At 67.9% G+C, this 17059-nt stretch carries 18 protein-coding genes; 11 read left to right on the top strand and 7 right to left on the bottom strand.

Annotated features, from left to right (window positions below):
• Positions 1-146 precede the first annotated feature (146 nt).
• Both aroC and fabI read right to left on the bottom strand, forming a co-directional pair.
• Positions 147-1226 (bottom strand): chorismate synthase, encoded by a 1080-nt coding sequence (gene aroC, locus FBZ90_RS24880; protein ID WP_145735944.1) that lies wholly within the window; start codon positions 1224-1226, stop codon positions 147-149.
• Positions 1227-1232: 6 nt separating this feature from the next.
• Entirely contained in the window at positions 1233-2105 is an 873-nt protein-coding gene (gene fabI, locus FBZ90_RS24885; protein ID WP_276509117.1) for an enoyl-ACP reductase FabI, read from the bottom strand.
• A 125-nt stretch (positions 2106-2230) separates the two neighbouring features.
• On the opposite strand from fabI, the gene FBZ90_RS24890 reads away from it, so the two are divergent.
• Genes FBZ90_RS24890 through FBZ90_RS24900 form a run of 3 tightly spaced genes read left to right on the top strand, consistent with a single transcriptional unit; the run spans position 2231 to position 5371 of the window.
• The gene (locus FBZ90_RS24890) at positions 2231-3622 is read left to right on the top strand and encodes a YihY family inner membrane protein (RefSeq protein WP_145735946.1); all 1392 of its coding nucleotides are present in this window, start codon (positions 2231-2233) and stop codon (positions 3620-3622) included.
• 37 nt (positions 3623-3659) lie between these two features.
• Positions 3660-4337, top strand: coding sequence for a dienelactone hydrolase family protein (locus tag FBZ90_RS24895; protein WP_145735948.1), 678 nt, complete (start codon positions 3660-3662; stop codon positions 4335-4337).
• Positions 4338-4375: 38 nt separating this feature from the next.
• Positions 4376-5371, top strand: a complete 996-nt coding sequence (locus FBZ90_RS24900; protein ID WP_145735950.1) for an aldo/keto reductase — start codon at positions 4376-4378, stop codon at positions 5369-5371.
• A 135-nt stretch (positions 5372-5506) separates the two neighbouring features.
• Here the strand turns inward: FBZ90_RS24900 and FBZ90_RS24905 are convergent, their stop codons facing one another.
• The gene (locus FBZ90_RS24905) at positions 5507-6397 is read right to left on the bottom strand and encodes a DnaJ C-terminal domain-containing protein (RefSeq protein ID WP_145735952.1); all 891 of its coding nucleotides are present in this window, start codon (positions 6395-6397) and stop codon (positions 5507-5509) included.
• A 156-nt stretch (positions 6398-6553) separates the two neighbouring features.
• Entirely contained in the window at positions 6554-7024 is a 471-nt protein-coding gene (locus FBZ90_RS24910; protein ID WP_040842529.1) for an RT0821/Lpp0805 family surface protein, read from the bottom strand.
• Positions 7025-7278: 254 nt separating this feature from the next.
• On the opposite strand from FBZ90_RS24910, the gene pdxH reads away from it, so the two are divergent.
• The 5 genes from pdxH to FBZ90_RS24935 all read left to right on the top strand — a co-directional run bounded on the left by pdxH (position 7279) and on the right by FBZ90_RS24935 (position 11648).
• Entirely contained in the window at positions 7279-7875 is a 597-nt protein-coding gene (pdxH, locus tag FBZ90_RS24915; RefSeq protein ID WP_145735954.1) for a pyridoxamine 5'-phosphate oxidase, read from the top strand.
• The gene (locus FBZ90_RS24920; protein WP_246130860.1) at positions 7872-8852 is read left to right on the top strand and encodes a cation diffusion facilitator family transporter; all 981 of its coding nucleotides are present in this window, start codon (positions 7872-7874) and stop codon (positions 8850-8852) included. The genes pdxH and FBZ90_RS24920 overlap by 4 nt, the downstream gene beginning before the upstream one ends.
• Before the next feature lie 206 nt (positions 8853-9058).
• Positions 9059-9979 (top strand): MBL fold metallo-hydrolase, encoded by a 921-nt coding sequence (locus tag FBZ90_RS24925; protein WP_246130861.1) that lies wholly within the window; start codon positions 9059-9061, stop codon positions 9977-9979.
• 72 nt (positions 9980-10051) lie between these two features.
• The gene (locus FBZ90_RS24930; protein ID WP_145735955.1) at positions 10052-11305 is read left to right on the top strand and encodes an ArsB/NhaD family transporter; all 1254 of its coding nucleotides are present in this window, start codon (positions 10052-10054) and stop codon (positions 11303-11305) included.
• A gap of 10 nt (positions 11306-11315) precedes the next feature.
• Positions 11316-11648 carry a hypothetical protein gene (locus FBZ90_RS24935; RefSeq protein ID WP_145735957.1) on the top strand — a complete coding sequence of 111 codons (333 nt, stop codon included), beginning with the start codon at positions 11316-11318 and terminating at the stop codon, positions 11646-11648.
• Positions 11649-11657: 9 nt separating this feature from the next.
• Here the strand turns inward: FBZ90_RS24935 and panC are convergent, their stop codons facing one another.
• Together panC and FBZ90_RS24945 are read right to left on the bottom strand one after the other, a co-directional pair.
• Positions 11658-12536, bottom strand: coding sequence for a pantoate--beta-alanine ligase (gene panC, locus FBZ90_RS24940; protein ID WP_246130862.1), 879 nt, complete (start codon positions 12534-12536; stop codon positions 11658-11660).
• An 81-nt stretch (positions 12537-12617) separates the two neighbouring features.
• Complete coding sequence (locus FBZ90_RS24945; RefSeq protein ID WP_145735959.1) at positions 12618-13313, bottom strand: DUF6134 family protein; 696 nt, start codon at positions 13311-13313, stop codon at positions 12618-12620.
• A gap of 454 nt (positions 13314-13767) precedes the next feature.
• Between FBZ90_RS24945 and FBZ90_RS24950 the strand changes: the two genes are divergently transcribed.
• Together FBZ90_RS24950 and FBZ90_RS24955 are read left to right on the top strand one after the other, a co-directional pair.
• Positions 13768-14202 (top strand): Fur family transcriptional regulator, encoded by a 435-nt coding sequence (locus tag FBZ90_RS24950; protein WP_246130863.1) that lies wholly within the window; start codon positions 13768-13770, stop codon positions 14200-14202.
• 79 nt (positions 14203-14281) lie between these two features.
• Complete coding sequence (locus FBZ90_RS24955) at positions 14282-15421, top strand: CobW family GTP-binding protein (protein WP_145735962.1); 1140 nt, start codon at positions 14282-14284, stop codon at positions 15419-15421.
• A gap of 40 nt (positions 15422-15461) precedes the next feature.
• Here FBZ90_RS24955 and FBZ90_RS24960 read toward each other — a convergent pair whose 3' ends face one another.
• Positions 15462-15971 carry a DUF6622 family protein gene (locus FBZ90_RS24960; RefSeq protein ID WP_145735964.1) on the bottom strand — a complete coding sequence of 170 codons (510 nt, stop codon included), beginning with the start codon at positions 15969-15971 and terminating at the stop codon, positions 15462-15464.
• A gap of 159 nt (positions 15972-16130) precedes the next feature.
• On the opposite strand from FBZ90_RS24960, the gene FBZ90_RS24965 reads away from it, so the two are divergent.
• Complete coding sequence (locus FBZ90_RS24965) at positions 16131-17045, top strand: LytTR family DNA-binding domain-containing protein (protein ID WP_145735966.1); 915 nt, start codon at positions 16131-16133, stop codon at positions 17043-17045.
• Positions 17046-17059: the final 14 nt, after the last annotated feature.

Here is a 17059-nt window from a genome sequence, read left to right on the forward strand (position 1 = left end):
ACACCCTCACCATCACCATCCAGGGCAAGTGAGCCGCCAGCCACACCAGCGCACAAGCAAAACGGCCCCGCCTGGTTGACCAGGCGGGGCCGTTGTTCATTCCGAGCCATCAAGAGGGATCAAGAGGGGCCGGCGGTGGCGCGGTCTTACCTGTAGGCCCGCAGGCGCAGCCAGTGATCGGCCAGCACGCAGGCCATCATCGCCTCGCCCACCGGCACGGCGCGGATGCCGACGCAGGGGTCGTGGCGGCCCTTGGTCAGAATTTCCGTCTCATTGCCCTGCACATCCACCGTCCGGCGGGGCGTCAGGATAGAGCTGGTGGGCTTCACCGCGAAGCGGACGACGATATCCTGGCCGGTCGACAGGCCGCCCAGGATGCCGCCGGCCTGGTTGGACAGGAACACGGGCTTGCCGTCAGGCCCCATCCGCATCTCGTCCGCGTTGTCCTCGCCTGTCAGTTCGGCGGCGGCGAAACCGGCGCCGATCTCAACGCCCTTCACGGCGTTGATGGTCATCATGGCGCGGGCCAGGTCGCTGTCCAGCTTGTCGTAAATGGGCTCGCCCAGGCCAACCGGCACTCCGGACGCCACCACCTCGATCACCGCGCCGACGGACGACCCGTTCTTGCGAATACCGTCCAGGTAGTCGGCCCAATGCTCCGCCGTCCCGGCGTCGGGGCAGAACAGGGGGTTCTGGTCCACCTGGTCCCAGTCCCAGCGTGTACGGTCCACCTTGTGCGGGCCCACTTGCACCAGGGCGCCGCGGATGGTCACGCCGCCCGGCACCGCCTCCAGCACCCGACGGGCCACGGCGCCCGCCGCCACGCGGGCCGCCGTCTCGCGCGCCGAGGAACGCCCGCCGCCACGATAGTCGCGGATGCCGTAGCGTTCCCAATAGGTATAGTCGGCGTGGCCCGGCCGGAACTTGTCCTTGATGTCGCCGTAGTCCTTGGACCGCTGGTCCTCGTTCTCGATCATCAGGCAGATGGGCGTGCCCGTGGTCTTGCCCTCGAACACGCCCGACAGGATGCGCACCGTGTCCGGTTCGCGCCGCTGGGTGGTGAAGCGCGACTGCCCCGGCTTGCGCCGGTCCAGAAAGGCCTGAATCCAGGCCTCATCCAGGTCCAGCAGGGGCGGGACGCCGTCCACCACGCAGCCCAGCGCCACCCCATGGCTTTCGCCGAAGGTGGTGAAGCGGAACTGGGTTCCGATGCCGTTACCGGCCATGGCCGTTTACCCTTCCGACTTCACCAGGCTCTGCAACAGGGCCGAGGTTTCCGCGGCGCTGTCCACCGCCAGCATGCCCACCGTGTGGTAGCCGCTGTCGACGTGGTGAACCTCACCGGTCACGCCGCTGCCCAGGTCGCTCAGCAGGTAGAGGGCGGAGTTGCCGACCTCACCGATGGTGACGTTGCGCTTCAGCGGGGCGTTCAGCTCGTTCCACTTCAGGATGGCGCGGAAGTCGCCGATGCCGCTGGCCGCCAGGGTCTTGATGGGGCCGGCGGAGATGGCGTTGACGCGGATGTTCTGGGGGCCCAGGTCGGCCGCCAGATAGCGCACGCTGGCCTCCAGCGCGGCCTTGGCCACGCCCATCACATTGTAGTGCGGCATCACCCGTTCGGCGCCATAATAGCTTAGGGTCAGCAGGCTGCCGCCGTTGGTCATCATCGGCACCGCCCGCTGGGCGATGGCGGTGAACGAGTAGCAGGAAACATCCATGGTCAACGCGAAGTTGGACCGGGAGGTGTTCAGGTACAGCCCATCCAGCTCGTTCTTGTCGGAAAAGCCGATCGCATGCACCACGAAGTCCAGCGTTCCCCACTGTTCCTTCAGGGACGCGAACACCGCGTCCATGCTGGCCTCGTCGGTGACGTCGCAGGGCAGGACGTGCGGCACGCCCAGCTGCTCCGCCAGGGGCTTCACGCGCTTGGCCAGCGCGTCGCCCATATAGGTGAAGGCCAGTTCGGCACCCTGGGCGGCGACCGCCTTGGCGATGCCCCAGGCGATGGACCGGTCATTGGCCACGCCCATGATCAGGCCGCGCTTGCCGGCCATCAGGGTCCCGGTGGCGGGCCCCTGGGCGGGGGTTGCCGTCGAAGTGGTCATCCGTCTCTCTCCGGAAAATTAGGCGCGCATCCTACACGAACCGATTTTACGGTCAAAGGCCACCCACCCTATATTTGCGCACACCTAGAATACACGCCGGAAAGGTCCTCCCTTGGCAGGTTCCCATGACTGAGACGCGGGCACGATCCTCTCGCTGGGTGCGGTTGGCTGATCGACTGCCATCCGCCGTGCGCCATGTCGTGCTGGCGGTCATCGGTGTCACCACTTATGCCGTGCGCCGCTTCTACCGGGACAATTGCCTGCAAGCGGTGGGTTCGCTGACCTACACCAGCCTGTTGGCGGTGGTGCCCTTGCTGACCGTCGGTTTCGCGATTTTCCAGGCGTTCCCGGCCTTCCAGACCCTGCGGGCGGAGGCGGAAATGCTGCTGCTGCAAAACCTGGTGCCCCAGGTGGGGGAGAACCTGACCGACCGCCTGCAGCAGTTCGTCAGCAACGCCGGCGCCATGACGGGTGTGGGCGTGCTGGGCCTCGCCGTCACCTCCATCCTGTTGTTCTTCTCCATCGAGGGGGCCTACAACGCCATCTGGCGCAGCCGGGAACGGCACTCCGTCCTGGTGCGGGTGCTGTCCTTCTGGGCGGTGCTGACCATGGCCCCCCTGCTGCTGGGCGTCAGTTTGTCGCTGTCCTCCGTCGCGGTCTCCTACCTGGGGGCCGAGGGCTCGGTGGTGGTGGAGCTGGTGCGGCGGGTGTTGCCGGGCATCCTGGAAAGCGCGTTTTTCGGCCTGACCTATCTCGCCATTCCCACCCGGCCGGTGCGCTGGCAGGACGCCCTGGTGGGCGGGGTGGTGGCCGGCGCCGCCATGGAGGCGGCCAAGGTGGGGTTCGCCGTCTATATCGGCCAGGTCCACACCTACACCACCATCTACGGCGCCCTGTCGGTGCTGCCCACGGTGCTGCTGTGGCTGTACCTGGTGTGGTGCCTGATCCTGTTCGGGGCGGAGGTGACGGCGGCCCTGCCGGAATGGCGGTCGGGCCGCATCACCGAACTGGGCCCCGCCGGCCTGTCGCCGGCCCAGCGCCTGGTGGTGGCCCTCGCCATCCTGCGCGAACTGATGCTGGCCGCCCGGGAGGGCCATGCCCTGAAGCGGGCGGACATCATCGCCCGGGTGCCGGTGGGCGCCGTCGCGGTGGATGGCATGCTGGAACAGCTGTGCGCCGCCAACTGGACCATCCGCACCGCCGACGGCGCCTGGGTCGCCACCCGCGACCCGCACGAATCCAGCCTCAGCGACCTGTACTTGGCGCTGGATTTCGGCATGTGGGGCGACCTGCTGTCGGTCGGCCATTTGCAGGCGCCCTGGCAAACCAAGGTGCATGCCATTTTCGAGCGGGCACGGCGTGATGCCGGTGCGCTCATGAATACCCCGCTGGCGAAGCTGCTGGCCCCCGAGGGAGAAGCTCAAGGGGGGCAAGCTATTCCCGGTGAGCCGATTGCGGCGGAGCCGCCGTCCGGGACCGCACGCAAGCGGGCGGGCATCCAGTCCACGGGGGCCTGACCCCTTTCTTTTCCTTTCAGATCAAGAGGAGGCCGACATGGCCGAAAGCATAACGCTGCGCTCCGCCCTCGACGGGTTCGCGCTCACCGCCCTGCACGCGGCGCCCCAGGGGCCGCGCCAGGGCGGCGTCATCGTCATCCAGGAAATCTTCGGCCTGGACTCCTATGTGACCGAGGACGTGGCCCGCTGGTCCGCCCTGGGGTTCGAGGTCATCGCCCCGTCCATGTTCGACCGGCAGCAGAAGGGCTTCGTCGCCGACCATGACGAGCAGGGCTACGCCACAGGGCTCGCCTACGCCCGGGCCAATGGGGCGGAGAACCCCATAGGCGACGTGAAGGCTTGCGTCGACGCGCTCAAGGACAAGGGGCCGGTCTTCCTGGTGGGTTATTGTTATGGCGGCACGGTGGCCTGGCGGGCTGCCGCCCAGGTGCCGGGGCTGGCGGCGGTATCCAGCTATTACGGCAGTGGCGTGGCCGGCCTGGCCGATCTGGTCCCCGCCTGCCCAATCATCTGCCATTTCGGCCGCAAGGACCCCCACATCGCCGCCGACCAGGTGGTGGAAGCCCTGCGGAAAGCCCATCCCGGCGTGCCGGTTTACATCTATGAGAACTCCGGCCACGGCTTCAACAACGACGGCCGCCCGGATTCCGACCTCGAAGACGCGCAACTGGCCCGCAAGCGCACAGCCGAGCTGTTCCGCGCCAACGCGCGATAGCCAATGTGTTCCCTACGTATCATGAACGGGAGTTGGACATGCTGACACGGCGCAAACTGGGCCGCCAGGGCCTGGAGGTTTCGGCCTTGGGCCTGGGCTGCATGGGCATGACCCATGCCTATGGCAGCCCCGATGACGCGGAGTCGATCGCCACCCTGCATCGCGCCATCGAGCTGGGCTGCACCTTCCTGGACACGGCGGAGGTCTACGGCCCCTACACCAATGAGGAGCTGCTGGGCCGTGCCCTGGAGGGGCGGCGCGACCAGGTGCAGATCGCCACCAAGTTCGGCTTCGTCATTGGCGAGGGGGCAACGCCCCTGGGCGGCACGGACAGCCGGCCCGAGCACATCCGTGCCGTGGTCGAGGCCTCGCTGACGCGGCTGCGCACCGACCGCATCGACCTGCTGTATCAGCACCGCGTCGATCCGCAGGTGCCCATCGAGGATGTGGCGGGCACGGTCAAGGACCTGATCCACGAGGGCAAGGTGCTGTATTTCGGCCTGTCGGAAGCCGGCTGCGACACCATCCGTCGGGCCCACGCGGTGCAGCCGGTCACGGCGCTGCAAAGCGAATATTCCCTGTGGGAGCGGAACCTGGAGCAGGACGTGCTGCCGCTGCTGACGCAGCTGGGCATCGGCATGGTGCCGTTCAGTCCCCTGGGTCGCGGCTTTCTCACCGGCATCGCCAAGCGGGCCGAGGAGTACCCGGACAGCGACTACCGTTCCAAGAACGACCCGCGGCTGCAGGGCGCCAACTTCGACGCCAACATGCGACTGGCGGCGTTCGTGCACGAGGTCGCCCAGGGCTATGGCGCCACGGCAGGGCAGGTGGCGCTGGCCTGGCTGCTGCAGAAGCGGCCGGATATCGTGCCCATTCCCGGTACCAAGCGCCGCACCTACCTGGAAGAAAACCTGGCGGCCGATGCGCTGACGCTATCGGCGGCGGATGTGGCCCGCCTGGACGGGGCGCTGGAAACCTACCAGGTCGCCGGGCCCCGCTATGGCGAACGTGCCATGGCCATGGTGGACCGCTGATCCGCTCGGAATAGCGGCGCTTATATCGGCGGCATGAGATCGGGCTCATGCCGCCGCAGGTTTCCGGGGAACGCAGTGGACTGGAAACCGGGGAAGCCAAGCGGCCGGATGGTCGCGCCCGGCGATTGAGGGGGCTTAACCCAACCCGGCCTTGCGGCGGACGTCGTAGTCGTGGGTCTTGGCCCACTTCTCGATGAAGGCTTGCAGATCCGCATCCGGCCGGTCGGGCAGGACGACGGTCAGCTTCACATACTGGTCGCCCTGCGTCCCGCGTTCGGCATTGGCGACCCCCTTGCCCTTGAGGCGCAGGGTGGTGCCGGAGTTGGCGGCCTTGGGCACCTTCACCTGGACCGCGCCGTCCAGGGTGGGCACTTTGATGGTCGCGCCCAGCAGCGCCTCCTGCAGGGTGACCGGAACGTCCAGGTGGATGTCGTCCTCCCGCCGCACGAAATAGGCGTGGGGGCTGACGTGCACCTCGACGATGGCGTCACCGGCCCCCGCGCCGCCCAGGCCGGGCAGGCCCTGGCCCTTCAGGCGCAGCTTCTGCTGGTCCTGCGTGCCGGGGGGGATGGTGATGTCGATGCTCTTGCCCGTGGACAGGTTCAGACGCCGCTTGGCGCCCAGGCAGGCCTCGGTGAAGGTCACCGTCACGGAATAGGCGACATCGCTGCCCCGCGCCTTCACGCCGCTGGTGCGCTTGCGGGCGGCGCCGAAGATGTCAGCGAAGGGATCGTCCTCGTAATCGAAATCGCCCGAGCGGCCGGCACCGGCATAGGCACGGCGGAAGGAGCGGTCAGGCCGTTCGGCGCCGCTGGCGTCGATCTCGCCCCGGTCATAGCGGGCGCGCTTGTCCGGGTCCGACAACAGGCTGTAGGCGCCGTTGGCTTCCTTGAACTTCAGCTCGATATCGGCCCGCCCGGGGTTCAGGTCGGGGTGGTACTGCTTGGCAAGGCGGCGATACGCCTGCTTAATGTCCTCAGCGCTGGCGCTGCGGCCGACGCCAAGGATTTGGTAGGGATCGCGCATGGTCGCACTATCTATTGCCGGTCTGCCCCCACAATATGCGCAACGCGCCCGCCGCTTCAAGCATGCGGACCCTGGCTATTTCGGGGACCGGCCCAGCCGAAAAAGCCCCCTGACGGCGCCATGGGCGGCCAGGGGGCTTTAATTCGGTAACCGGGATCAGTCGTTCACGATCTTCCAGCTGCCGTCGGGCTGGCGGCAGGCGGTGCCGTAGCCCTGCTGGCGTTCGCCGCCGACCACGATGGTCTGTTGGAATTCGCGGCAGTAGGCGCCGTCGCCGCGGGTGCCGTCGCGCACCGGCGTCACAATGACCTGATGGTCGTTGTTGGGGTTGTTCCACACGATGGGCTGGCCGACCGGGGCGGTGTAGGCCATCTGCGTGTTCCGCTCCATGGCCGCGCGGTCGGAATCGTCCATGCGCTTGCCGATGGCGCTGCCGGCCAGACCGCCCAGCAGCACGCCCAGGCCGGTCATGGCCAGCTTGCCGCCGCCATGGCCGAACTGGGAGCCCAGCAGGCCGCCGGCGGCGGCACCACCCAGCATGCCCACGGTTTGATTCTTGCCCCCGGTGGTGTCACACGCGCTCAACAGGACGCTGGACGCCATCAACGCGATGATGACTTTCTTCATGATTCTTAGTCCTTCTTTCCTCTCCTGCGCCGCGCTTTCCCGCGGCATGGCCTTGCGCAATCCGGTCTCGCATCCCCGACACTGTCCCGCATTCACCCCTCTCGGGGCCACCGCCAATGATCTGGGGCAACAAACCACCCCAAAAATCATCCGGCGCCATGCGGGTCGTCCATGCGGCGTCCTGCGTGGACAAGGATGTAGTGTGGCGTATGGTAGGCGGCAATTCCGGCATATCTATGACACGGATTACCACCATGGATTTTGTTGTCGCACCCGACCCTTACGCCCTTTTCCAGTCTTGGCTGGAGGAGGCGTCGCGCACCGAGCCCAATGATCCCAACGCCATGTCGCTGGCCACCATCGGCGCCGATGGTATCCCGGCGGTCCGCATCGTGCTGCTGAAGGGCGTGGATGGCGGCGGCTTCGTCTTCTACACCAACACCCTCAGCCGCAAGGGCCGCGAACTGGCGGCCAATCCGGTGGCGGGCCTCTGCTTCCACTGGAAGACCCTGCGCCGCCAGGTGCGGGTGGACGGCCATGTCGCCCCCGTCACGGCGCAGGAGGCGGACGACTACTACCGCGTCCGCCCCCGCGGCAGCCAGATCGGCGCCTGGGCGTCGCAGCAGTCGCAGCCGCTGGACAGCCGCGCCACCCTCGAACGCCGGGTGGCGGAAGAGACGGCCCGCTTCGGCGATGGCGACATTCCGCGCCCTCCGCACTGGTCGGGCTACCGCGTCACCCCCCTGCGCATGGAGTTCTGGCAGGATCGGGAGTTTCGCCTGCATGACCGCTTGGTCTATACTCGGCAGGGTGACGCCCAAACCTGGACCACGGAACGCCTCTACCCATGACGATGTCGGCCAAGGTGGACCCGGATCCCTCCCGCGCGCCCCTTCCGGTGGAGGGCGAGTCCGCCGGGGATCCGGATGGCCGGTGGCGCCGGGGCGCCACCTACGCCAGCGTCACCGTGGCCGCCATTCTCATCGCCGGCAAATTCGGCGCCTACCTGGCCACCAATTCCGTCAGCATCCTGTCCTCCCTGATCGACAGCAGCGTGGACGCGCTGGCGTCGGTGGTCACGCTCATCAGCGTGGCCCGTGCCCTGAAGCCGCCTGACTTCGCCTTCCGCTTCGGCCATGGCAAGGCGGAGCCGCTGGCGGCCCTGATCCAATCCGCCTTCATCGTCGGCTCGGCCCTGTTCCTGTGCTACGAATCGCTGGGCCGCCTGTTCGAGCCACGGCCGGTGGGCGATATCGGCATTGGCCTGTGGGTCATGGCCGCCGCCATCGCCCTCACCTTCGTGCTGGTGCTGTTCCAGCGCTGGGTCATTCGGCGCACGGCATCGCTGGCCATTGGCGCCGACAGCCTGCATTACAGCGGCGACATGCTGCTGAACGCCGCCGTCATCGTCTCGCTGCTGCTCGGCCGCTGGACCGGCCAGGCCTTCTGGGACCCGCTGTTCGGCCTGGGCATCGCCGCCTTCCTGGCCTGGGGCGCCGTGGGCATCTCCCGCACCGCGCTGGATGTCCTGATGGACCGTGAACTGCCCGACGACGAACGGACCCGGGTGGTGGATTTGGTCAATGCCCACCCCGCGTCGCGCGGCCTGCATGATTTGCGCACCCGCTCGACAGGCATGGGCCAGCATATCGAGTTCCACCTGGAACTGGACAGCCACCTGACCCTGACGCAGGCGCATGACATCACCGATGAGATCGAATCATCGTTGCGCGCTGCCTTTCCCAATGCCGAAATCACCATCCACCAGGAACCCGCCGGGCTGGATGATGAGCGGCTGGACCATCGACTGCGCCCGCGCCACCGCTGAGCGCCGGGGTGAGTGACACCGATTTCAAGGGGGTGTTCCCGGGGAACGGGGCGGCCCTTAAGGGGTAATTGCGCGTTCGCTTAGCGAACATCACTTGACAAGCGCTGTTCAGTTGTGCGCAAGCGCCCCTGGTCCTGTGCGACACGTCACAGACCTTTGCATAAGGCGGGGTTAGCTTGGCCGCGATGGAATTCGGGGCTTGGTTTATGGGTTTCACCGTTACCTTCTGGGGTGTCCGCGGGACTGTCCCCTGTCCGATGGCCAGTCATCTTGAGTATGGTGGCAACACCAGCTGCATCGAGGTGACGGCGGGCGACCGCACGCTTGTGCTGGATGCCGGCACTGGCCTGCGGTCCTTGGGCAAAAGCCTCCGGGCGCGGGGCGTCTGCGACGTGACCCTGCTGCTGACCCATACCCACATCGACCACATCAACGGTTTTCCTTTTTTCGAGCCGTGTTACTGCCCCGACTTTTCCATGCGGGTGATGGCGGGCCATTGCCAGGGTGCCCACTGCATCCAGTCCGTCATGGAAAAGCCCATGGATTCCTGCCTGTTCCCAGTGCCGCTGCAGAAGCTGCGCGCTTCCCTGGTGTTTGAGGATTTCCGTCCCGGCGCCACGCTGGATCTGGGCGATGGCATCACGGTGCGCACGGCGCCCCTGAACCACCCGGGGGGCGGCACCGGTTATCGCATCGACTATGAGGGACGCAGCTTCTGCTACGTCACGGATACCGAGCATGATCCGGACCGCATGGACACCAACGTACTGGGCCTGATCCAGGGTGCCGACCTAGTGGCGTACGACAGTTCCTATACCGATGAGGAATTCGCCGGCCGCCGGGGCTGGGGACATTCCACCTGGCGGGAAGGGCTGCGCCTGGCCCGCGCCGCGGGGGTGGGCCGCCTGTGCCTGTTCCACCATGACCCCGACCATGACGATGCGCGCATGAAGGCCATCGAGGCCGAGGCGCAGCAGGAGTGGAGCCATTGCTTCGCCGCGCGCGAGGGCCTGCAGGTGGACATGATGGCGCAGCGTGACCTGGGCTCTGCCGCAGGCCAGAAGGACGATCCCAAGGCCGACCCGTCCAAGGGCGCCCCGTCCAAGGGGACTGGGGTGGCGGCCTAACCGTTTCCGCCTGATATCCTAGGCCTATTTCACGCTTGCCGGCCGGGCGCGCGCCCTGTAGCGCTGACGCCCATGACCTTGCTGATCCTCATCACCTTCGCCGTCGTCTATCTGGGCATGGCCATCGGCCATCTCCCCCGGCTGAGGGTGGACCGCACCGGCATCGCCATGCTGGGCGCCATCGTCCTGCTGGTGGCGGGCGCGGTGACCGAAGGGGCGGCCATCAAGGCCATCGACTTCCCCACCCTGTTCATCCTGCTGGGCCTGATGATCCTGTCGGCGCAGTTCGCGCTGTCCGGATTCTATGACTGGTGCGCCTGGCGTCTGGCCAATGTGCCCTGGCGGCCGGAGGCGCTGTTGGCCGCCGTTGTCGCGGTGGCGGGCGGCCTGTCCGCCCTGTTGGCCAACGACGTGGTGGTCTTCGCCATGACCCCGCTGCTGTGCGCCGGCCTGCGGGCGCGGGGCCTGGACGTGCGGCCCTACCTCATCGCCTTGGCGGGGGCGGCCAACGCCGGCTCCGCCGCCACGGTTATCGGCAACCCGCAGAACATCCTCATCGGCCAGATGGGCCATCTAGGCTTCTGGCGTTTCCTGTTCGCCTGCGGCGTGCCTGCCTTCCTCTCGCTGATCATCGTTTATTGGGTGGTGGCGCGGGTATGGCGCGGTCGGCTGGTGGACGGCAACGCGCCTCCGTCGCCGACCCGTTTGAACGGGGAGGGACAGCCCCCCGGCCCGCCGGGGACCTGGCAGCTTTCCAAGGGCCTGATCGGAGTCGTCGTCCTGCTGGTGGCCTTCACCACGCCCTTTCCCCGCGACGTGGCCGTGCTGGGCATCGCCGGCTGCATGCTGGTCAGCCGCCGCTTCGCCAGCCGCGACATGCTGGGCCTGGTCGACTGGCACCTGCTGGCCCTGTTCGCCGGCCTGTTCATCCTGACCGGGGCGCTGGCGGATACCGGACTGCCCGGCCGCCTGGTGGACCAGCTGGCGGCGTCCGGCCTGCCGCTGGACCGCTTGCCCTTCCTCGGCGCTTTCTCCGTCCTGGCCAGCAACAGCATCGGCAACGTGCCGGCGGTGGTGCTGCTGATGAAGGTGTGGGCCCATCCGCCAGAGGGGGCGCTCTATGCCCTGGCGCTGTTCTCTACCCTGGCTGGCAACCTGCTGCTGCCGGGCAGCCTGGCCAACATCATCACGGTGGAGCGCGCCGCCGCCGCCGGCGTCACCCTGGGCTTCCGCGAGCACGCCCGCTGCGGCGTGCCCATGACCGTGCTATCCCTGCTGTTGGCTGCGGTGTGGCTGGTGGCGATGGGCTATATCGCGGCGGTGTGAGGGGATGGCGATGCGGCGACTGGTGACGATGGGGATGGGCTTGGCGTTGGCGGCCTGCGCCTACACGGGCGATCGGCGCTGGAACGTCGACATGGCCCTGCTGACGCGCGGGAATCCATCGCTGGCGGCACAGCAGGACCTGGTGCGGGAGAAGGAGCGGCACTTCCCCGAAACCTTGCGCGCCTGCGTGGCCGCCAACGATCCCGACCATCTGCCCGACCTGGACGCGGGCCGGGGCTACCCCATTTCCGACTGGCATGTGGGCCGCGCCCACGACGCCGTGATGGCCTGCATGCGCGACCAGGGCTGGGTGGCCACCTCCACCAGCCGCCTGTCGCCGTAAGAGACCGGCTTACGCCCCCGGCCCCAGCGCCAGATTGTCGATCAGGCGGGTGCGGCCCAGGAAGGCGGCGATCAGGGCGCGGGCGGGGCGGTCCACCCGTTCCAGCGGCGCCAGCGTGTCGGCGTCGACCACGGCGACATAGTCGATGCGGGTGAAGCCGGCGGTGGTGAGTGTTTCCGTCGCCTGAGTGATGGCCGGGGCCACGGGCCGGCTGCCGTCGCCCAGGGTGTCGCGCAACTGGTTCAGGACCCGGCTGATGGTCACGGCTTGCGACCGCTCCTCCGCCGACAGATAGCGGTTGCGGGACGACAGGGCCAAGCCGTCGGGCTCCCGCACCGTGGGCACGCCCTCGATGCGCACGGGGATGTCCAGGTCGGCTGTCAGGCGCCGGATGACGGCCAACTGCTGGTAATCCTTCTGCCCGAAGCAGGCGATATCGGGCAAGGCTTGCAGCAGCAGCTTGGTCACCACCGTGGCCACACCCTGGAAATGGCCGGGACGGAAATGCCCTTCCAACGGCACGGCCACGGGGCCCACGTCGACCGTGGTGGTGAAGCCTGGCGGATAGATCGCCTCCACCCCCGGCGCGTACAGCAAATCGCAGCCGGCGCCGGCCAGCAGGCGGGCGTCGCCCGCCTCATCCCGGGGATAGCGGCTGAAATCCTCATTGGGTCCGAACTGGGTGGGGTTCACGAAGACGCTGGCCACCACCCGGTCGGCCAGTTCGCGCGCGCGCTTGACCAGGGTGAGGTGCCCCTCGTGCAGGGCGCCCATGGTGGGCACCAGGCCGACGCGCAGTCCTTCCTTGCGCCAGGCGGCCACGCGGGCGCGCAGCTCGTCCGGGGTCCGGGCGACGGCGAGGGGGGATTGGGCGGGAGGCGGGGCCATGGCGGCGGTGTCCGTGCTCATAGCCCGGCATTTAGCGACGGGGCCGGTGAGCGGGCAAGCGCTTTCCCACCATATCTCCGCTCAATCCCGTCGTTCCGGCGCCGGCAGGCCGGTTTCCGTTCCGCTGGGGGAGGCGACCATGGTGCCGGTCGTCGCGGGCGTGCCTTGCAGGGCATAGGCGACATCATGCCCCCGGGCATGAAAGGCCAGCTTCAGCCAATGGCCGGACTCATCGTACCAGAAGTCCACTTTGTTGGTGGCCGGCGGCGGATTGGTGACGAAGCCCAGCGTGTAGTGGGTGGCGGCCACGGTGGCATCGCCAGCGCGGATCATCTCCTGCCCCTCGCGGTCCACCTTCACGTCCATGACCACGCCGCGAATGGTGTCCAGCAGGCGCGGCGCCGTCAGGATGGCGGGGTTCCAATAGCTGGTGGGGATGATGTCGGCGGGTGCGGTGACCGACCCGTGCGAGCTTTCGACCGCGAAGCCGTCCGCCACCGCATGCCCCTTCACCCAGTCCTTTTCGCCGTCGTCGTCGGTGGTGCTGTCCAGCGACACCAGGCGCCCGTCGCGCCAGACCTCGTGGCTGACATGATGATAGTGGTAGGCCGTAATCATCAGCAGTTTGGCCTCGAACTGGATATCGACATCCACGACCGTGTCGCCGTTGGCCGCCTTGGCCACCGTGACGCGGTGATGGCCCAGGGGCGTGTCGCGGCCATAATGCGCGGCGAAGTCCAGCGACCGCTCCACGGTGGTGCCGGGGGTGCCGGGCATCGTTGCGGCCGGGACACCGTCCCGCTCCACGGCGCGCGTCGCGGCACTGGCGACTGCGGCTGATCCGCCCCATATCAAGGCGGTGCCCACAAGCAGCGCGGCGCCCGCGCGGCCGGCGCGTCTGGGCCAAGAGTGGTTCGGCCAAGAGTGGTTCGGAAGGATCGGAGCAAAGATGTCGTGTGGCATCGCGCGTCCCTTCGATGCGGTGGAGCCCCCCGGTTTCGGCCCTGCCGGGTGCCTTATTCCCGGAAGCCGATACGAACGGTAACATGATTTGGTTTACGTGGGCGAACCGCACACCCTTCCTTCCGTGCTATGGTCCGCCTGAATGGCAGTTCGAGAAAGGCTTGCGTCAATGCCGGTCGCCCCCCTTAGCCCTAGCCCGCATGTCCATGCCGGCCCATCCCATGCTGGCCCGTCCCATGCCCATGGCGGGCACGACCATAAGGCCTGCGTGGGCGACGCCCTGGCCCGGGCGCACAGCCTGTGCGAGGCGCGGGGTGCCCGCCTGACCACGCTGCGCGAACGGGTGCTGGAATTGGTCTGGTCCAGCCACCGGCCGCGGGGCGCCTACGCCATCCTGGAAGAGATGGCGGTGGACGGCAAGCGCGTGGCACCGCTGACCGTGTATCGCGCCCTGGATTTCCTGGTGGAACAGGGCCTGGTCCATCGCATCGAGTCGCTGAACGCCTATGTCGGCTGCCCGGAGCCGGGACAGGCCCATGCCGGGCAGTTCCTGGTCTGCGAACGCTGCGGCGACGCCACCGAGTTGAACGAACCCGCCGTGACCAACGCCATCACCAACGGCGCCGCCGCCCGTGGGTTCCGCGTTCTGCGCCAGACGGTGGAGGTGCTCGGCCTGTGCCCCGCCTGCCAGTCCGCGGCCTGAGTCACCACCGCCCAGAAGTCACCACTGTCCAGACCGCCCCATCCCATATTTTTCCGCGATTGATCAAGGAACGCCTGCCGTGACCGCTGTTTCCTCCGCCCGCCTGCCCATCTCCGTCCTGACCGGCTTCCTGGGCAGCGGCAAGACCACGCTGCTGTCCCGCATCATCCGCGACCCGCGCATGGCCCGCACCGCCGTCATCATCAATGAGTTCGGCGAGGTCGGGCTGGACCACCTGCTGGTGGCCAAGGCGGATGAGAACACCGTGCTGATGGATTCGGGCTGCATCTGCTGCACCATCCGCAGCGACCTGGCCGACACCCTGCGCGACCTCTACATGCGCCGCCTGCGCGACGAGGTGCCGGAGTTCGACCGCGTGGTCATCGAAACCACCGGCCTGGCCGATCCGGCCCCCATCCTGCACACCCTGATGACCGATCCGCTGGTGGCCGCCCGCTTCCGCCTGGACGGCGTGGTGACCACCGTGGATGCCGTGCACGGCATGGGCCAGCTGGATGCGCAAGAGGAAAGCCTGAAGCAGGCGGCCGTGGCCGACCGTCTGGTGCTGACCAAGACCGATATCGCGACGCCCGAGGCGGTGGAGTATCTGAAGGAACGGCTGAAGCAGTTGAACCCCGCCGCCCTGGTGGTGGATGCCCAGACCGACGAGGCGCTGCCCGTACTGCTGTTCGACGCCGGCCTGTACAATCCAGAGACCAAGAGCCTGGACGTGCAGCGCTGGCTGCGGGCGGAGGCCTATGACGACCATGGCCACCACCATCATCACGATCATCACCACGACCACGACGAAGGGCATGATCACGATGATGGGCATGACCATGCCGAGTGCGACCACGAGCATGGCCATTGCGAGCATGAGGACCATGATCATGACGCCAACCGCCATGACGAGGCCATCGGCGCCTTCTGCCTGACCTTCACCGAGCCGCTGGTGTGGGATGAGCTGGTGGGCTTCCTGGAAACGCTGGCCCGTCTGCGTGGGCCCGACGTGCTCCGGGTGAAGGGGGTGCTGAACGTCCAGGAAAGCGACCAGCCGATCGTCATTCACGGCGTGCAGCACCTGTTCCACCCGCCGGTGCAACTGGACGCCTGGCCCAGCGACGACCGCCGCAGCCGCATCGTCTTCATCACCCGCAACGTCAGCCGCCAGGTGGTGGAGACGCTGTACGCCAGCTGCACCGGGAAGAGCGTGGGCTGAGGGCTTTTTTAGTACGCCTCAAACGTCGGCAGGTCCCGGCTCAGGCGGCGGCCAGCGCCACCTCCGGCGCGCGGCGGTAGCTTTGGATGAAGCCCCAGGACCAGCCGGCGAAGTAGCCGACGCTGAAACCCGACACGCCGATGTCCAGGGCGATGGCGGTGTCGTGCAGCTCGGGGCGTGTGGCGGCCATGACGTTCAGGACGTAGTGGGAACCGAACAGGAAGAGGTTGCGGACCAGGGGCACCCAGCTGCCCGGCTGGCGCACCAGGCCGCGCTCGCGGTCCACTTCGATGCGCACGGTCGTCAGGCTGGCCAGGCCCAGCCCGATGATGGCGCCCACGGCCCAGTCCAGCAACACGGGGCCCAGGGGGCCGGGGCGGGTGACCAGGCCGTACAGGCCCCAGATGATGAAGACGCCGGGGATCAGCCAGACGCGGCCCATCTGCTGCACCGTGGTCCGCAGGCGCCGCGCCCCCATGAACACCAGGAAGGCGAACAGCGCGAAGATCCAGACAGGGGTGTGGCTGATGATGCGGGAAAGGATTTCCATGACGGGACAGGCTCCAGGATGGTGCGCCGGGCGGCGTGGCCAAGGGGTTGATGGGCTTAGCCTTCGCTCAAGCCGCTGCCCCCCGGCAACGCGCCCTTCGCGGCCCGCTTGACGGATTTCGTGAGTGGCTGGTAAAGGCCGTTCACGAAGCGCGAACGGATGAGGCCGGATTTGGCGGCGGAACGCGGGGTGCAACAGGGGGCCGACGCGGGGCGCGCTGGAAAGCGGCCACCGGGAAGCCTTGCCGGCATCGTCGCCGTCGACCTGCCCGACTGGGTGCGCAGTTGGGGTGGCGTCGTGGCGCTGTCCCTGGTGCTGGCCATGTTCGGGCCCTATGGCACCTTCCTGTCCATGGACAGCCTGTCGCGCGTGGCCTTCTGGTGCGCGTCGGCCCTGGGCATTGCAGCCATGACGCGCGCGGTCCATGCGGCCTTGCGCCGCTGGTCCATCGCGGCCGCCTGGCCCGCTTGGCAGCGGCGCGGGGTATCGGCCCTGATCGCATCGTTGCCCGCCACGCTGTGGATCATCCTGCTGTTCAGCCTGTGCGCCAAGGTACCCCTGGACGCCCTGCATTTCTGGCGCGTCTGGCCGCAGGTGATCGTGACCAGCATGGTCTTCGCCGTCATCCTGGGACGCCGGGATCCGCCGGCGCCGCCGAACGTGGCGACGGCGCCCGCGCCGGTCATTGTCGTGCCGGAACCGGCCCCGGATTTGCCAGCCCTGGATTTGGCGGCTCCAGACTTAGCTGGGGCCTTTCTCGCCAGCGCGTGTCCGCGCCTGTCCGGCGCGCGGCTTCTGGCGGTGGAGGCGGAGGACCATTATCTGCGAGTTCATACCGATCGCGGATCCGACCTGGTGCTGATGCGCCTGCGCGACGCCATCGCCGATCTGGGGGAGGGACTGGGGATGCAGGTCCACCGTTCCTTCTGGGTGGCGCGCGACGCGGTAGTGGCGGTGACGGTGCGGGGCCAGGTGGGGCAGCTGCGCCTGAGCGATGGAACGATGGTGCCGGTCAGCCGCACCGCCCTGCCGCGCTTGCGGGCGGCCGGCTGGCTGACGGTCGCCAAGGAATGAACGGGCCACAGGCC

Origin of the sequence: Nitrospirillum pindoramense (genome assembly GCF_007827955.1) — a bacterium.
Taxonomy (GTDB): domain Bacteria; phylum Pseudomonadota; class Alphaproteobacteria; order Azospirillales; family Azospirillaceae; genus Nitrospirillum; species Nitrospirillum amazonense_B.

Excerpts from the sequence above, each read along its gene's own strand:
- aroC (WP_145735944.1), bottom strand. The coding sequence starts at position 1,226 with ATGGCCGGTAACGGCATCGGAACCCAGTTCCGCTTCACCACCTTCGGC.
- fabI (WP_276509117.1), bottom strand. The coding sequence starts at position 2,105 with ATGACCACTTCGACGGCAACCCCCGCCCAGGGGCCCGCCACCGGGACC.
- FBZ90_RS24890 (WP_145735946.1), top strand. The coding sequence starts at position 2,231 with ATGACTGAGACGCGGGCACGATCCTCTCGCTGGGTGCGGTTGGCTGAT.
- FBZ90_RS24895 (WP_145735948.1), top strand. The coding sequence starts at position 3,660 with ATGGCCGAAAGCATAACGCTGCGCTCCGCCCTCGACGGGTTCGCGCTC.
- FBZ90_RS24900 (WP_145735950.1), top strand. The coding sequence starts at position 4,376 with ATGCTGACACGGCGCAAACTGGGCCGCCAGGGCCTGGAGGTTTCGGCC.
- FBZ90_RS24905 (WP_145735952.1), bottom strand. The coding sequence starts at position 6,397 with ATGCGCGATCCCTACCAAATCCTTGGCGTCGGCCGCAGCGCCAGCGCT.
- FBZ90_RS24910 (WP_040842529.1), bottom strand. The coding sequence starts at position 7,024 with ATGAAGAAAGTCATCATCGCGTTGATGGCGTCCAGCGTCCTGTTGAGC.
- pdxH (WP_145735954.1), top strand. The coding sequence starts at position 7,279 with ATGGATTTTGTTGTCGCACCCGACCCTTACGCCCTTTTCCAGTCTTGG.
- FBZ90_RS24920 (WP_246130860.1), top strand. The coding sequence starts at position 7,872 with ATGACGATGTCGGCCAAGGTGGACCCGGATCCCTCCCGCGCGCCCCTT.
- FBZ90_RS24925 (WP_246130861.1), top strand. The coding sequence starts at position 9,059 with ATGGGTTTCACCGTTACCTTCTGGGGTGTCCGCGGGACTGTCCCCTGT.
- FBZ90_RS24930 (WP_145735955.1), top strand. The coding sequence starts at position 10,052 with ATGACCTTGCTGATCCTCATCACCTTCGCCGTCGTCTATCTGGGCATG.
- FBZ90_RS24935 (WP_145735957.1), top strand. The coding sequence starts at position 11,316 with ATGCGGCGACTGGTGACGATGGGGATGGGCTTGGCGTTGGCGGCCTGC.
- panC (WP_246130862.1), bottom strand. The coding sequence starts at position 12,536 with ATGGCCCCGCCTCCCGCCCAATCCCCCCTCGCCGTCGCCCGGACCCCG.
- FBZ90_RS24945 (WP_145735959.1), bottom strand. The coding sequence starts at position 13,313 with ATGCCCGGCACCCCCGGCACCACCGTGGAGCGGTCGCTGGACTTCGCC.
- FBZ90_RS24960 (WP_145735964.1), bottom strand. The coding sequence starts at position 15,971 with ATGGAAATCCTTTCCCGCATCATCAGCCACACCCCTGTCTGGATCTTC.
- FBZ90_RS24965 (WP_145735966.1), top strand. The coding sequence starts at position 16,131 with ATGAGGCCGGATTTGGCGGCGGAACGCGGGGTGCAACAGGGGGCCGAC.